This is a genomic window from Parasphingorhabdus sp. (genome assembly GCF_036963805.1).
In the GTDB taxonomy this organism is placed as follows: Bacteria; Pseudomonadota; Alphaproteobacteria; order Sphingomonadales; family Sphingomonadaceae; genus Parasphingorhabdus.
The window spans coordinates 363967-378682 of sequence record NZ_JBALUN010000001.1 but is presented as its reverse complement, the minus strand read 5'-3'; the positions used below and the strand labels follow the sequence as shown (position 1 = coordinate 378682).

Below are 14716 nucleotides of genomic sequence, written 5' to 3'. Positions count from 1 at the left end.
CACGAAATGTTTTAGGCAAATCAGGCATCTATCCATGGAAGACAAGCTCAAGCAATATCGCGAAAGCATCAACAATATCGACGCCGCCTTGGTCTTCATGCTGGCAGAACGGTTCAAAGTCACACAGGCCGTCGGCGAATATAAGGCCGCGAACAAGTTACCGCCTGCTGATCCGTCGCGTGAAAAGGAACAGATAGCCCGCCTCCGGAAACTCGCCAGCGAGGCCAATCTGGATCCCGAATTTTCCGAAAAATTCCTGCGCTTCATCATTGACGAAGTCATCCGCCACCATGATCAAATTCGCGAAGAAGCTAGCTAGGCTTTTGAACCTGAGACTTCGGCAAGCATAGCCGGACCATCAATCCACCAAGATCTTCGCTTTCTTCGAGCGATACCTTGCCCTGATAAATTTCCGCCACATCGCGAACAATGGCAAGGCCAAGGCCCGTGCCGGGCTTGCCTGTATCCAGCCGGACACCGCGATCAAAAATACGCTGGCGTTCTTCTTCCGGGATGCCTCTACCATCATCTTCGATGAGCAATTCGACAAATTCGTCGCCGGTTTCGACCGTCACAAAGACGCTACCGCCACCATATTTCGCGGCATTTTCGACGAGATTGCCGATCATCTCATCCAGATCCTGCCGCTCGACGGACACAACCGCGTCCTGATCGCCGTCAATATCGATACGAACATGTTTATAGAGCCGACCGACAGCGCGCTCCACCGCTTGCAAGCTGGGCCATACCCGCGATCGGCTATGCGCATGACCGCGCCGACCGACAGCGCGGGCGCGGGCCAGATGGTGGTCCACTTGGCGGCGCATCACGCCCGATTCCCTGATGACGGTATCGGCCAGATCGTCCGCCTTTGCCGTGGCGCTGTTCATGATGACGGTCAGCGGAGTCTTCAGCGCATGGGCCAGATTGCCTGCATGGCGCCGCGCTTCTTCCGCCTGTTTCTCATTATGGTCGAGTAGCTCGTTCAGCTCGTCAACCATGGGAGTCACCTCATTCGGCATAGGTTCGCTAACCCGTTTTTGCTGTCCGTTGCGCATCTCGCCAATCGCTTTGCGGATTTTACGCAGCGGCCATAATCCATAGAGCGTTTGCAACGCCGCCATACCGATCAAACCCACCGCCAAAAGCAGGAAACTATTGACCAATATCGATCGTATTTCGCTTATCTGCGCATCCAGCCCGTCGCGGCTCTGGCCGACCTGAAAGACCCATTGCACGTCGGAATCCGGTAGAATAATCGTCCGCTCCAACATCCTTAATGGTTCATCGGGAAATTGATCGCTGTCATAAATATGCGTTTCGGGGTCGTCATGGCTGACAACATCTTCCAATGTCCGGTCCCATAGTGACCTAGAAGAAAAGTCATCAAAACCTTCTCCGCTAATCTGCCAATAAAGGCCGCTATTAGGTTCGAGGAACCTTTGGTCACCCAGAGGCCGGTTCAGCAATATCTCTCCGTCCGGTCCTATTTCTGCCGAAGCGATCATGGCCGTTAGAACATATTCCAGTTGGTTATCAAAATTGCGCGTCACCGCATTGACTAGCACGCGGTCGAGCGCGACGCCGCCGCCCAATAATAGCACAATGATCCAAGCCGCCGCTATCCCGATCATGCGCCGACTTAGCGACCCTGTGGTTTGCGTGACTTGCCGAATGCTAGCTTCAGGAGCTGTTTCTGCGGCCGCCTTTTCGGGCGGCGAATCTATTTGGCTTGTTTCATTCAGCTGTCGGGATCCTCAAGACTATAGCCCAGCCCCCTGATGGTCGAAATCACTTCCGCGCCCAGTTTTTTCCGTATTCGTGTGACAAAAACTTCGATGGTATTGGAATCACGATCAAAATCCTGATCGTAAATATGCTCGATAAGTTCCGTACGAGACACAACCTTGCCCTTATGATGCATCAGATAGGATAAAAGCTTATATTCCTGTGCCGTCATTTTTACCGGACTGCCATCCAAAGTCACTTTACCGGAGCGCGTATCAAGCCGGACATCCCCCGCCGTAAGTTCAGACGACGCATTGCCCGATGCGCGGCGAATAAGCGCGCGTAGCCGGGCAATAAGCTCTTCTGTCTGAAACGGCTTTGCAAGATAATCATCTGCGCCGGCATCCAAACCAGCGACTTTATCCGACCAGCTATCGCGGGCGGTCAGGACGAGCACAGGGAAATTGCGGTCTTCCTTGCGCCAGCGGTCCAAAACCGTCAGCCCGTCAATTTCCGGCAAGCCAAGGTCCAATATGACCGCGTCATATTCCTCGGTTGACCCCATAAAATGGCCATCTTCACCATCGGTGGACAAGTCAATCGCATAGCCATTGCTTTCCAGCGTCGATTTTAGCTGCTGCCCTAATGTAGGTTCATCTTCGACTATAAGCACGCGCATAAAGTTACTCCAGAAAACCGTTTTTCATGATGATATAGCTATATCACCATCATTAAATCCCACAATGATAAAGACCCCCAAGCAGAAAACACTGGATAGTTGGAAGTAATGGGCGACCGGCGGCCGCACAGGGAGAGAAAATCAACTTAGCGGTGCTGGCGCAGGACAGTGCCCGTCCGACCATCCACGTCGATAAAAATGACACGGCCATCGCGAATGAATTTCAACCGGTAAACCTGAGCCGAGGAATCATATTCGGGACCGATATACTGACTGCCTGCCATTCTCGGCAAAATGTTGTTTTCAATCGAACGCAAAGATTTCACCTGGCCCGCGATCATTTGCTGGCGCGCACCATTTTGCTCGTCACGGCGCTCCACTGCGTCCACCGGAAGTGTGGTGACGGCAAAAGCGGTAAAAGCACCGAGGATCAGAGTGATCTTGTTCAACATGGTCCAATGTTTACCTTCGGCGCTTTTAACATCACGTGAACAGCTAGTTCACCTTGCCGCTTTATAAGCTCAACGCGTCATTTCATAGCTAATATTGAGATTAATCGTTGTTCCGACCTGCCCCGGTGCCACGGGAACGGATTTTTCCTGTACCGCCGCCATGCGACTAACAGGCATAGGGCCGAGACTATTGTTGCTCATTGCTTCGGAAATAGAAATCACTCTGACACCGCTATATCCCGATGCTTTAGCATAGCTTTCTGCCCGCTGCTTACCGCTAATAAGCGCACGCTCCCGCGCCAATTTTTTAATCGCAACATCATCATCAAGGGAAAAATATGGTCCACTTAGATTTGTCGCACCGCCGCTACTGACTAAACTATCCAATATTGTGCCAAGCTTATCTATGTTGCGGACCGTCGCCTGAACCTGATTAGAAACGCGATAGCCGACAAAACGGTTTGTTTCGCTTGTGCGATCATATTCATAATCGGCGTTCAGGTTGATTCCGGTCGTCTGGATATCCTTCTCCGCGATGCCAAGCGACTTTAACTTGTCGATTACCACCTTGGCCTGACGCGAATTGTCGCGCATTGCCTGTGTCGCTGTGGGTGCCTTGGTTTCGACACCTGTGCTAAAGGTTGCTGTATCGGGACGACTATCAATCTGTTCGGATATACTCAATTCGATTACGGGATTTTGAGTCGTGACCTGAACGTTCGCAGCGTAAGCCATCGGACTGGCTCCCACCAGTGCCGCAGCCAGACTGATCGGTGCAAAATATTTCATATAATCCCTCCAAAAAAATTTCACGCTATACGCCCTGTTATGGGCCAATATATGTACGCCATATGTACGCTGTTCTCTCTTATTAGTTCCTATTGGCCTTGTTTTTTGAAAACGTCCCTTGAGCAAAACGCAGCTTAGCCCTAACGCGCAAGGACCATGTCACAACCTCCTATTTTTTCTTATGACCAACTCTCCCTCCATCAAGGAGAAGGTTGGTTGTTCAAAGACCTTGATCTACACGTCGGACCGCGCGACCGGCTGGCACTAATCGGCCGCAATGGTGCGGGAAAAACCACATTGCTGCGCCTGATCGCCGATCAAATCGAGCCTGACAAAGGCAAGCGGATGATCCAGCCGGGCACGAATATCGTGATGCTGGAACAGGAACCGGACTTCACGCCATTCGAAACCCTGCTTGACTTCGCCATGTCAGGAAATCCGGGTCCGGCAGAATATGAAGTCCTGTCCATTGCAGACCAGCTATCCACCAACCTTTCCATCCGGGCAGACAAAGCCAGTGGCGGCGAAAAGCGCCGGGCAGCCATCTGCCGGGCGCTAGCCTTGGAACCGGACCTGTTGCTTCTGGACGAACCGACCAACCATCTCGACCTCGGTGCGATTGACTGGCTGGAAGATTGGCTACGGCGTTATAAGGGCGCGTTTATTACCATATCGCATGACCGGACCTTCCTCACCCGACTGACCAAACAGACTATCTGGCTGGATCGCGTCGCACTGCGGCGTCAGGAAATCGGTTTTGGCGGCTATGACGCATGGATGGAGAAAATCCACGCCGATGAAGCGCAGGCCGCCCATAAAATCGATGCGAAACTGAAACTTGAAGCCCGTTGGCTCGAACGCGGCGTGACTGCGCGGCGTAAGCGCAATCAGGGACGGCTAGAGAAACTCTATCAAATGCGGGCACAACGCGCAGCGATGATCGGACCGGCGGGAACAGCCAATTTGAAAGCGCAGAGCGATGATGTGCGGACGAAATCCGTTATCAGAGCCGAGAATATTTCCAAGATATTTGGAGAAGGCGAAACTCAGCGCACCATTATCCGCGACTTTTCCTTACGCATCCAGCGCGGAGACCGGATTGGTATTGTCGGCGCCAATGGTGCGGGCAAAACCACTTTGCTGAAGATGCTAACCGGTGAACTGGCCCCCGATACCGGCTCTGTCATCTTGGCTAAAACGCTCAATGCTGTCTTCATCGACCAACAACGCAGCCTTTTGGAAGATAATAAAACAGTCCGCGACATAATTGCGGATGGCAGTGACTGGGTGGAAGTGCGCGGCGAGAAGAAACATGTCCAGGGCTATCTCAAAGACTTTATGTTTGCCCCCAGCCTGATCGACGCCAAAGTCGGCACCTTATCCGGTGGCGAGCAATCACGGCTGCTCCTTGCCCGCGAATTTGCGCGCACGTCCAATTTGCTAGTCCTCGATGAGCCGACCAATGACCTCGACCTCGAAACACTCGATCTGCTTCAGGAAGTCATCGCAGATTATGAGGGCACTGTGCTGCTCGTCAGCCATGACCGCGACTTCCTCGACCGCACCGTGACCGTCACTTTGGGTCTCGATGGCAGCGGAAAAGTGGATATTGTTGCCGGGGGCTATGCGGAATGGGAAGCCAAGCGCAAAGAAGATGGCGATGCAGCAAAGGCCAAAAACAAACCGGTGGTTGCAAAAGCAACTGTAAAATCGAACAGTCCAGCGAAGAAGCTCAGTTACAAGGACCAGCGTGACTATGACATGCTACCGGCGCGAATAGAAGCGATTGATGCGCGAATGTTGGAAATTACCGCCGCCCTTTCCGATGCAGATCTCTATACCAGAGATTTTGCGCAATTTGATAAGCTGTCGGCAGAAAACGCGGCCTTAATTGATGAGAAAGACGAGGCCGAGATGCGCTGGCTGGAACTGGCCGAGGAAGTGGAGCATCTGCAAGGTTAGTAAGATTAAAGAGCTGCGCGGATAAACATGACAGCCCCGCTTAAACCAAACCCAGGCCAGATCGCAACGATCGCAGTTGGTCGTCATCATAGATACCAGATATATTGGTCACTGTGCACAAACGATCATTTTATTCTTATATATGTCTCAACATACCGAGAATTAAAATATATGCATATCCAGCACCTGCTATCCAGTAATTTTGTAGCTATTCTCAACAAGGTCAGCTACTTATATAAGTTATGAGAAAGCACGGTCTATAGATATGGGCGAAGTCAGTGTTGAAATTGCCGCGATAAAATCGGCATTAGCGCTCGCAACCCAAAAAATAGCGGCTCTGGATGAGCTGATCGTCTCTGATGATAATGCACCACGCGATCAACCTCTCTCGGCCGATGAAGATATCAGCACCGAAGAGCTGGTTTCCCGCGCAGAGAAATTGCTCGAGTGGAGTCGGTTCAAATCAAAAACACTGAATTTGGGTTCAGGCTTATTTGCGGACTCCTGCTGGAACATGTGTCTGGATGTTTATATTTGCGATCTAAAAGACAAACAGATCACCGTCTCTTCTATAGCCCATAGCTCTGGCATTCCGATGACTACCGCGATGCGCTACATTAATGTCATGTCCGCAGAAGGTCTGCTAAAAAAATCGCCAAATCCGTCGGACCATCGCATGATATTTATTTCCAGCACTGACATCTGCAAAGATAAAATTTCCACCATATTGCGCTTTCTAACCTGATTGCACTGCTGGACCGCACCCCCGCTAATTGACAAGAGTTTACCTAAATATCACGCGGCAGAAATTGCGTTTCTGCAGATTTCTATCTAGCGAAACAATCGCGTTAACTCGAACTTAACTATCTTTGTTCATTTATGTTTTTACCAGGTGACGGTTCGGAGATTGCGGGATCTCCGGGCCACCCATCCCCGGCTTTGCCGGATCTTGTGATTAGTTATCTGGGTAGTTAAATGAGTAACGCAAATTTAGAGACGCTCCTTGCATCAAAGTTGATCGGCAGCAGTCCAAAAATGCAGCAATTGCGGATGTTGGTGAAATTCGCCGGACGCTGCAACAGCTCGATTATGATCACAGGTCCTTCGGGTAGTGGTAAGGAAGTTGTGGCAGAAGCTATTCACAGCATCTCACAACGCACAGCCAGTCCCAATATCACTGTCAATTGCGGCGCATTGCCCGAACAGTTAATTGAATCAGAATTATTCGGCCACGAAAAAGGCAGCTTCACGGGTGCATTTAACAAGCATGTCGGCTTGTTTGAACAATCCAACAACGGCACTATTTTTCTGGATGAAATCGGTGACATGCCGCTGAACATGCAGGTCAAATTGCTACGGGTGCTGGAATCACGAATCGTTAACCGGGTTGGTGGCAGCCAGAATATTCCGATAGATGTCAGAGTGATTGCGGCCACGCATAAAAATCTGGGCGCGGCGATCCAGGGCGGGTCTTTTCGCGAGGATCTTTTCTACCGACTTTGCGTCGTACCGATCGAAGTCCCTGCCCTCAACGAACGCACCGAAGATATCCCGGCGTTAGTCGAACATTTTCTGAACAATCAATCAGATAGCAATCCTCCGCCAATTTTCACCGCAGAGGCTTTTACAGCTCTTCAAAGCTATAATTGGCCGGGCAATGTGCGTGAGCTGCGCAATGTGGTTGAACGCGCTACGGTATTCTTTTCTGGCGAACAAGTTCACGCGCATGATATCGCGACGCTGGTTAAATCAGAAATCGCGCCCGTCATCCAAGGCGAACTCGCGGCCCCAACCCCAGCGTTTCAACCAGATCATTTGGATACACGGTCACAGTTTATTGAAAATGCTTCACGCTCCGGCGACGATATGGCTTTTGCGCAAAAAAGTCCGTTCATCGAACCGGCCCGTACCAATAATGTAATCGATCTGAATGCCCATCTTAAAAATGAAGAGCGGCGCATCATCATGCAGGCGTTGGAGACATCCCATGGGGTTGTTTCAAAGGCAGCGCGGTCGATCAATATCAAGCGGACAACCTTTATCGACAAAATGCGCAAACATAGTATCGACAAGCAATGGGAAGAAAACGTGGCTGTGGCCGCCGGTTTCTAAATCCCATATCGCCTGTTCGAATAACCGCTTCACCTCTTATCTGCCCGGCGCGATCGCCATCCAAGCCTTTTCAATTTCATGTAGCATTTCGCGCGCCGACTCAACTCGTTGGATGAATGATGCACCGACTTCTGCCTGAATACGGCGCCCTGCTTCAGTATAAATACTGTGCAACGTTTGGGCGAGTTCACCCGCTGACTGAAAATCCAGCGATTCATCCAACCCATTAAGAATACTCAAGGCTTTGGCCCGAAATTCAAACAGTTTCCCGTGGTCCTTGCGGCGCGCACTTTCGATCATCAGATCGAGATTGTCGCGCAGTTCAGAGAATAATATCGCAACCAGATCATAAGGGTTCGCAGAAAGCACGTGGCTATTTTTTTGAACGGATTGATAGCTGGATGAGCGACGGATATTTGATTGAAATGTCATACTTTAAAACTTTCTAAAGTCAGTTGTCATCATAAGAAGCGAATTGCTGTGTGAGATAGGATTGGGTCGAACGCAGGAGAGAGAGCTGCCGCTCCAACCCCGAAAATGTTGTCTGTAACTGTTCACGGAGGCGATCACCTTCATCGGTAATTTTCTGACGCCGCTCTGCGATCGACTCCTTGATTGTATTAAGCCGTTCCTTCGCCAGTGCCAAGGCCCCGTTATCGGCCTGCAACGTCGATGAAATCGCATCAAGCGCGCCGCTTAGTCCAATATTTGTCTCTGTTGCCACAACAGGTTCCAGCATCAATTTAATCGCGCCGGAATCCAAGGCGAGCGCAGCGTCAAGACGGGCGTCGTTAATGGACAAGGTGCCATCATTTCCCGTTCGCACACCAATATCCGCCAGCGTTTTAAAGTCACCGGTGCCGGCCAACGGAGTCGATGTCAGCTGGCTCAGACGCCGGATCACTTCCCGCGCGCCGCGATCTCCAGCCAGCGGACCACCGCTTCCGCCCTCCAGCCCAGGCGCTGTTGCGGCATTTAATGCCTTGCGCAGTTCGTTATAAGCGGTGACAAATTCTGTCACCAGGCTGCGCACATCAAGCGGTTCTGAATCGCCGCTAATGGTGAAAGTGGTACCCGGTTCGGCGGCCAACAAAGATAGCTTCACACCGGGAATAGCGCCTTCTACAATATTGCTATTATTGGTCAGCTCAATGCCATCAATCCGGATAATGCTATCTGCGGCTGCGCCGATATTGGTTAAAGCCATGGCGGCCGACGGTCCGCTCTCCGCAATCGTAAAGCTGTTGTCGATGCCTTCTTGGCCCTCTAATATAAGGCGGGATCCGGCTTTGTCCGTTATGATGGATGCTGTAACGCCGCTGTTGCTGGCATTTATGGCATTTTTCAATCCGGTCAGGCTGTTATTGGTAGCATCGATCACAATATCAAAACTGCCACCTCCGTTGGTGATCGTCATCGTCCGTTCGCCAATTGCAGCGGATGGACTGGCAAATACCGCTGTCATTTCCCGCTGTGCAGTGGCGACTTGGACAACTTCCACCGAAGCTGGCAGTCCTTCAGGCCGAGAACCTTCCACTGCAGTGGCATTGGCCAAATTCGTCTTGCTGGATATTAGCTCACCAACAAACCCCTGTCCGTTCAGCGTTTCTTTGACGGCAGCAGCAAATGTGGTCAACGCCGAAGCGGTTGACGCCATTGCGGAAATCCGAGTGGTATTAAGCTGGCTCTTTGCATTAAGCTGCTGCAACTTCACGCCGGTTGATGCCGCTACCAGATCAGTCACCAACTGAGAAGAGTTGAGACCTGAACCGGCACCGAGGCTATTTATGACACTGCTATACATTCGCTTTTCTCACCTTTCAGATGATTTACGGCGTGCGGGGGGACGGATTAAGAGGGGGCCTTTTTTACAGATCATGCCAAGCGGCTCCCGTCGGCTGCATATCGCATATCTTCCGGCAGGCGGATATTTGGCTTGCGGATTGCGCTGACCATTTTGGCATCAAGCTGGATCAGGAAGCTCAGGACTGCTGCGACGACGGCATAGAGGCGATCATCAATAGTTTGTCCGACTTCCGACGTATAATAGATGGAACGTGTAAGCTCTGGATATTCCATTACCGGCGTACCCACTTCAGCGGCCATTTCACGCATGGCCAAAGCAATGGCATCGCAGCCTTTACCCAGCATGACAGGTGCATAATCCTGTTCCCGGTCATAGCGCAAAGCGACGGCAAAGTGGGTTGGATTGACCAGCAACACCGTTGCATCTGTGACAGCTTTGCGGGTTGAATCGTTCAACATCTCACTGCGGCGTTGCCGTTGCTGGGCGCGTGTGTCGGGAGAACCTTCCGTCTGCTTATATTCGTCCTTTATTTCCTGCTTGGTCATTTTCAATCGCTTGCCGCGCTGGAACAGCTGGATCGGCACGTCGATCATGGCGATTACGGCAAGGCTGACGGTAATGCCTACCAGCAACGTTAGGAATAGAGAGGCATAGCTTGCAACCGCGCCTGACACATCCTGTGCGGCAAGCTGGGCGAGATCATTCAAATGCTGGTACAAGATCACGCTACCGACGATCCCGATCAACACGACCTTCATCAGTGACTTGCCCAGTTCCATCAGGCCATTTGTACCGAATATTTTGCTGAGCCCTTTAATCGGGTCCATCTTCGATGGCTTGGGCTTCATGGCTGACCAGCGGAAGCCGAGAGAACCGAGCAGAGCCGGTGTTGCTATAGCCGCGGCTAGCAATGCACCAAATAAAGCCAGAAATTCCGGTGCTAATCCAGCAACCAATGTATAGCTGCGTCCGCCAACGTCGAATATCTCGACATCCTGATGGTCAAATATCAGGGCATTGGTCACCATGTCGGCCAAAGCCTGAAACAATGTACCGCCAAAAATCAGCATGGCCGCCGTTCCGACGAATATAACCATCGCACCGCCAAGATCGCGGGATTGAAGGACATCACCTTTTTCAGCACTGTCCTTTAGTTTCTTGGGGGTTGGTGCTTCGGTCTTTTCTCCACCACCGGAGGGTTCGTCTGCCATTATTTGCCCCCCGCTATTGCGGCGGCGTGATCAAGCCCCATACCGAGTGACTGGGTAATCGCATCCGCCATAATCGGCGCCGTTATCGCGAGCATCACCAAACCAGCCGAAATTGTAACCGGAATGCCGACGGCGAAAAGGTTAAGCGCGGGAGCTGTGCGGGCCAGAAAACCCATTGTCAGCTGAATGAGAATAAGCGCGCCGCCGACCGGAAGAGCAATTAACAAGCCCATGGAAAATAAAGTGCCGCCAAATTTCACGATCCCGAACGCCAAATCAGCGCCAAGAAACGCATAGCCCGGCGGCAATGCTGTATAGCTGTCGACGATGACTCGGATCAGCATCAAATGACCATCAATGGCCAATAGCAACAAGGTCGCGAGAATGGTCAAAAACTGGCCAATAACCGGTGTGGACTGTCCTGTTTGTGGGTCGGACATGCTTGCAAAGCCAAGGCCCATGGCGTTACTGATGGTTTCGCCGGCAATTAACACGCTGGAATAGCCCAGTTGCAGAGAAAAGCCGATGGCCACACCGACTAGCACTTCGCCCATAATAAATATTATATTTCCCAGGCTAATGGCAGAATCAGCAGGCAAATCGAAACTGGCGCTGTTGGTGGCAACCAAGCCGATCATAAATGCCAGTATAATACGGACCTGAATGGGTACGTTTGCTGCGCCAAATACGGGCGCCACGAACATCGCTGCACCTGGCCGGATCATCGCCATCATCCATAGCCAGATCTGGCTCTCGACATCAGCGAAGCCCGGTGCAATCACAGCAGCAAGTCCGGAATGCGGGCGAATATCTCTCTGGTGAAATCGACGATTAACACGAGGATCGACCCGCCAAAAACGGCTGCTACGGCTGCAACAATGATCAGCTTGGGCACAAAGCTCAATGTCTGTTCATTGATCGAAGTTGCGGCCTGCACCATGCCCAATACCAACCCGACAAGTAGCGCGGGGATCAACAAGGGAGCAGCCGCAAGGGCGGTGATCCACAATGCTTGCTGGGCAATGCCTACAAAGAAATCTGCATTATCGGTCATGGTCTAGGTCGCAAACGATGCCGCTAGAGAGCCCATAGTCAAGGCCCAGCCGTCAACAAGGACGAAGAGCAGCAACTTGAACGGCATAGAGATAATCACGGGAGATAGCATCATCATACCGAGCGCCATCAGGACGGCAGCCACTACGAGATCAATGATCAGAAATGGCAGGAATATAAGAAATCCGATTTGGAACGCCGTTTTCAGTTCGCTGGTGACAAAAGCCGGCAGCATGATGGAAAACGGGATGTCTGCGGTGGATTTAAAGCCTTCTTCTTTGGCGAGGTCCATGAACAAGCGCAGGTCCGATTGCCGTGTCTGTTTTGACATGAATGTGTGCATGACTTTGCCGGAAATATCGATTGCTTCGGTCAGCGAGATTTGATCAGTGGAATAAGGGGTGATGGCCTGTTCGTTGATCTTCTCGATACTGGGAGCCATCACGAATAAGGACAGAAACAGGGAGAGGCCGATCAATACTTGGTTAGGCGGCGTTTGCTGCAAACCCAATGCATGGCGTAAAATCGAAAGAACAATGATGATGCGGGTAAAGCTGGTCATCATCAAAATAAGGGACGGCAATATCGTCAGCAAACCCATGAGAATGAGGATTTGTAATGTCGTGCTTAGCGGCTGTCCGTCGCCTGAAACATCCCCAAGGGCACGTTCAAGGGCGCCTGATGCGCCGCCCGCAGGCGCTTGAGCCAATGCTGGGTCTGCAAAAATCGCAACGGCGAAAATCGCAAACAAGACCCAGAGTATTTTGAAATTAATCTGCATTTTTCGTGTCAATCTTTGCAACACCATTACGGGTGACAGAGAGGAGAATTTTGCGGCCTTCAAAATCGACCACCGCCAATTTATTGTTCACGCCGATTGGAAGAACTTCGACAATGTTGAGGATGTTCGAATTCTGACGCATCATCGTTGCCGGCTGATATTTGCGGTAGAGCCAAAGCGAACCGTAAATAAGCAGTCCAATAAGCGGCAGCATCACCACCAGTTTAAGGATGTAAAAGGTCATTAGTTGCGCCTTTCAACCCGCGCCCGCGCCATGCCGTTCGACACGATCTCCGCGATCCGCACGCCGAATTTATTCTTGACCGGAACAACCTCGCCGCGCGCCACAAGCGTACCGTTGACGTTAATATCAATGAGCTGGTCGACTTGCCGGTCCAATTCCACAACCGAGCCTTCACGAAGATCCATTATTTCGGAGACGGTCATCGACACGCTGCCAACTTCCACCGACAGGCGAACCTTTATATCAGCCAGAAATGCGTAATGATCTTGCTGCTGACTGACGTTTACTCTGGCTGGTTCTGCGGCTCCGAGAGCCTCATTGTCATGGGTCATATCGTTCATAGTCTGGTCCTATAGAAACTGTTTAATTTTAAAGGCGACGCCGCCATTTTGCTCACCGATGCTGCCATAAGCAAAGACGCGGTCGCCTACGATCAACGGAACGTTATCGGTCGGGGAGACGGGCAAGATATCGCCCACTGCAAGTTTCGACAGTTGCGATAAATCCATGATTGGCCGCGCCAATACAGAGCGAACAGGCATATAGACCTGATCAAAAGACTCTTTCATCGACCGCTTCCATACCGGATCAACCTGGTCGATTTCGCGACTGACATGACGATTTAATTGCGGCTCAATGGAAAGCAGACCATCGACGGACTGCATAAAATCAATGGCGTGAACCGCATGGCCCGAAAGCGCGATCCGGGTCGAGCTGACGATGATATTGGGATCATCGAGTTCCATCTCGAGATCATCTTTGTCAAAACAATAACCGGCATAGCGAAAATTTGCTTCGAGAAGCACCGACCAACTTTCGGTCAAGCAATCACCAATGGCCTGAGCTAGGCGTTCAATCATCCCGACTTCGGACCGGGTCAACTTACCTTCGGCACATGACTGACCATCAAATTGTCCGCCGAAGAAACAGTCAACGCAGCCAGTTAGAAACAGCCGGGAAATCCGAACCCATATTTGTGGTCCGGCAATGCCCGAATGATATTCCAGATAAACCGCGCTCGCATCCTGTGCGTCAAGCCAACCTGTATATGGAGTGGCATCATTCTGGGCCAACTCGACGGCCAGTTCGGCGCCAACAACATTCATCAAATGGCCTTTGAGCTGACCACCCATTCTTTTTTCCACTTTACGATAGGCTGTCAGAAGCGAAACATCGGCGCCGCCTTTTTTCAGCAGGCTGTGCTCGATGGGCGCGCGAGAAGCGGTATTATCTGCAGTGGCACCGCCGGAAGACATATTTTCTGTGGAAGGGTTGGACATGGGCTTATCGCTTTCTCAAATTTTTACTGAACAACGATGCTGGTAAAATAGACGTCTTCAATCCCGCCAAATCCCGATTTCTCGGTAAGTGTTTGGTTGATAACATCCCTCAATTTTTTCTTGAGTTTGAGCTTTCCTTCAGATGTTTCCAGCTCAAACGGATCCTGTTGACCCAGTTCCATCAACACAGCAGACCTGATCGCGATTTCATGGTCCGTAACATTCTGGAAAACCCGCTCGTCATAATAGGTTGAAATCGCGAGCGACAATTGAGCGAAGCTTTCTGAATTCGACAGGTTTGACGTGAACGGCTGCTCAATCTGATGATAGGAAACCTTGAACTTGCTGTCCGTCTCGGCCGGAACTGCTGTCTTTGCTTCTTTTTCGCTAACCGCTGTGCCGTCTTTCAAAATGATCTTCGGCTTGTTTGGATCTTCCGGTTCATGATCTTCGCCGCCCATTGTACCAGCAACATAAAACCCGCCGGCAGCACCGCCGCCGCCCAGTACAGCTACCGCCAAAAGCCCGATGACGAGACCTTTCATCTTGCCCTTTTTCTTTTTGGGCTTTTCTTCTTCTGGATTGGTGTCTGACATTTTTAACCTCTGAAATTTCTAA

Annotated in this window: 18 protein-coding genes; 4 read left to right on the top strand and 14 right to left on the bottom strand. The window is 51.2% G+C overall.

The annotated features are described in order from the left end of the window. Positions 1-34: 34 nt before the first annotated feature. A complete protein-coding gene (locus tag V7676_RS01875; protein ID WP_335657963.1) occupies positions 35-319 on the top strand; it encodes a chorismate mutase in 285 nt (94 codons plus the stop codon). Here V7676_RS01875 and V7676_RS01870 read toward each other — a convergent pair. The 4 genes from V7676_RS01870 to V7676_RS01855 form a co-directional block, all read right to left on the bottom strand. Then, entirely contained in the window at positions 312-1634 is a 1323-nt protein-coding gene (locus tag V7676_RS01870) for a sensor histidine kinase (protein WP_335657962.1), read from the bottom strand. The genes V7676_RS01875 and V7676_RS01870 overlap by 8 nt on opposite strands. 107 nt (positions 1635-1741) lie before the next feature. After that, a complete protein-coding gene (locus tag V7676_RS01865) occupies positions 1742-2407 on the bottom strand; it encodes a response regulator transcription factor (protein ID WP_335657961.1) in 666 nt (221 codons plus the stop codon). A gap of 146 nt (positions 2408-2553) precedes the next feature. Continuing rightward, a complete protein-coding gene (locus V7676_RS01860) occupies positions 2554-2859 on the bottom strand; it encodes a hypothetical protein (protein ID WP_335657960.1) in 306 nt (101 codons plus the stop codon). Between the two features lie 69 nt (positions 2860-2928). After that, a complete protein-coding gene (locus V7676_RS01855; protein ID WP_335657959.1) occupies positions 2929-3648 on the bottom strand; it encodes an SIMPL domain-containing protein in 720 nt (239 codons plus the stop codon). Between the two features lie 156 nt (positions 3649-3804). Between V7676_RS01855 and V7676_RS01850 the strand changes: the two genes are divergently transcribed. The 3 genes from V7676_RS01850 to V7676_RS01840 all read left to right on the top strand — a co-directional run bounded on the left by V7676_RS01850 (position 3805) and on the right by V7676_RS01840 (position 7722). Continuing rightward, complete coding sequence (locus V7676_RS01850; RefSeq protein ID WP_335657958.1) at positions 3805-5610, top strand: ABC-F family ATP-binding cassette domain-containing protein; 1806 nt, start codon at positions 3805-3807, stop codon at positions 5608-5610. A gap of 265 nt (positions 5611-5875) precedes the next feature. Next, a complete protein-coding gene (locus V7676_RS01845) occupies positions 5876-6355 on the top strand; it encodes a hypothetical protein (RefSeq protein ID WP_335657957.1) in 480 nt (159 codons plus the stop codon). 230 nt (positions 6356-6585) lie between these two features. Continuing rightward, entirely contained in the window at positions 6586-7722 is a 1137-nt protein-coding gene (locus V7676_RS01840; RefSeq protein WP_335657956.1) for a sigma-54 interaction domain-containing protein, read from the top strand. Positions 7723-7758: 36 nt separating this feature from the next. Here V7676_RS01840 and V7676_RS01835 read toward each other — a convergent pair whose 3' ends face one another. The 10 genes from V7676_RS01835 to V7676_RS01790 form a co-directional block, all read right to left on the bottom strand. Then, positions 7759-8154 carry a flagellar export chaperone FliS gene (locus V7676_RS01835; RefSeq protein WP_335657955.1) on the bottom strand — a complete coding sequence of 132 codons (396 nt, stop codon included), beginning with the start codon at positions 8152-8154 and terminating at the stop codon, positions 7759-7761. A gap of 19 nt (positions 8155-8173) precedes the next feature. Continuing rightward, entirely contained in the window at positions 8174-9526 is a 1353-nt protein-coding gene (gene fliD, locus V7676_RS01830) for a flagellar filament capping protein FliD (RefSeq protein ID WP_335657954.1), read from the bottom strand. Positions 9527-9597: 71 nt separating this feature from the next. After that, a complete protein-coding gene (flhB, locus tag V7676_RS01825) occupies positions 9598-10740 on the bottom strand; it encodes a flagellar type III secretion system protein FlhB (protein ID WP_335657953.1) in 1143 nt (380 codons plus the stop codon). Continuing rightward, positions 10740-11522, bottom strand: a complete 783-nt coding sequence (gene fliR, locus V7676_RS01820; RefSeq protein WP_335657952.1) for a flagellar biosynthetic protein FliR — start codon at positions 11520-11522, stop codon at positions 10740-10742. Before fliR ends, flhB begins: the two co-directional genes overlap by 1 nt. Continuing rightward, positions 11519-11794, bottom strand: a complete 276-nt coding sequence (fliQ, locus tag V7676_RS01815; RefSeq protein WP_335657951.1) for a flagellar biosynthesis protein FliQ — start codon at positions 11792-11794, stop codon at positions 11519-11521. Before fliQ ends, fliR begins: the two co-directional genes overlap by 4 nt. 3 nt (positions 11795-11797) lie before the next feature. Continuing rightward, positions 11798-12574, bottom strand: coding sequence for a flagellar type III secretion system pore protein FliP (gene fliP, locus V7676_RS01810; protein ID WP_335657950.1), 777 nt, complete (start codon positions 12572-12574; stop codon positions 11798-11800). Next, complete coding sequence (locus V7676_RS01805; protein WP_335657949.1) at positions 12564-12818, bottom strand: FliO/MopB family protein; 255 nt, start codon at positions 12816-12818, stop codon at positions 12564-12566. The genes fliP and V7676_RS01805 overlap by 11 nt, the downstream gene beginning before the upstream one ends. Beyond that, positions 12818-13159 carry a flagellar motor switch protein FliN gene (fliN, locus tag V7676_RS01800; protein WP_335657948.1) on the bottom strand — a complete coding sequence of 114 codons (342 nt, stop codon included), beginning with the start codon at positions 13157-13159 and terminating at the stop codon, positions 12818-12820. The genes V7676_RS01805 and fliN overlap by 1 nt, the downstream gene beginning before the upstream one ends. A gap of 9 nt (positions 13160-13168) precedes the next feature. Then, positions 13169-14098: a FliM/FliN family flagellar motor switch protein gene (locus V7676_RS01795; protein WP_335657947.1), complete on the bottom strand. Its 930-nt coding sequence runs from the start codon at positions 14096-14098 to the stop codon at positions 13169-13171. A gap of 23 nt (positions 14099-14121) precedes the next feature. Continuing rightward, on the bottom strand, positions 14122-14694 hold the full coding sequence (locus V7676_RS01790) for a flagellar basal body-associated FliL family protein (RefSeq protein ID WP_335657946.1): 573 nt from the start codon (positions 14692-14694) through the stop codon (positions 14122-14124). Positions 14695-14716: the final 22 nt, after the last annotated feature.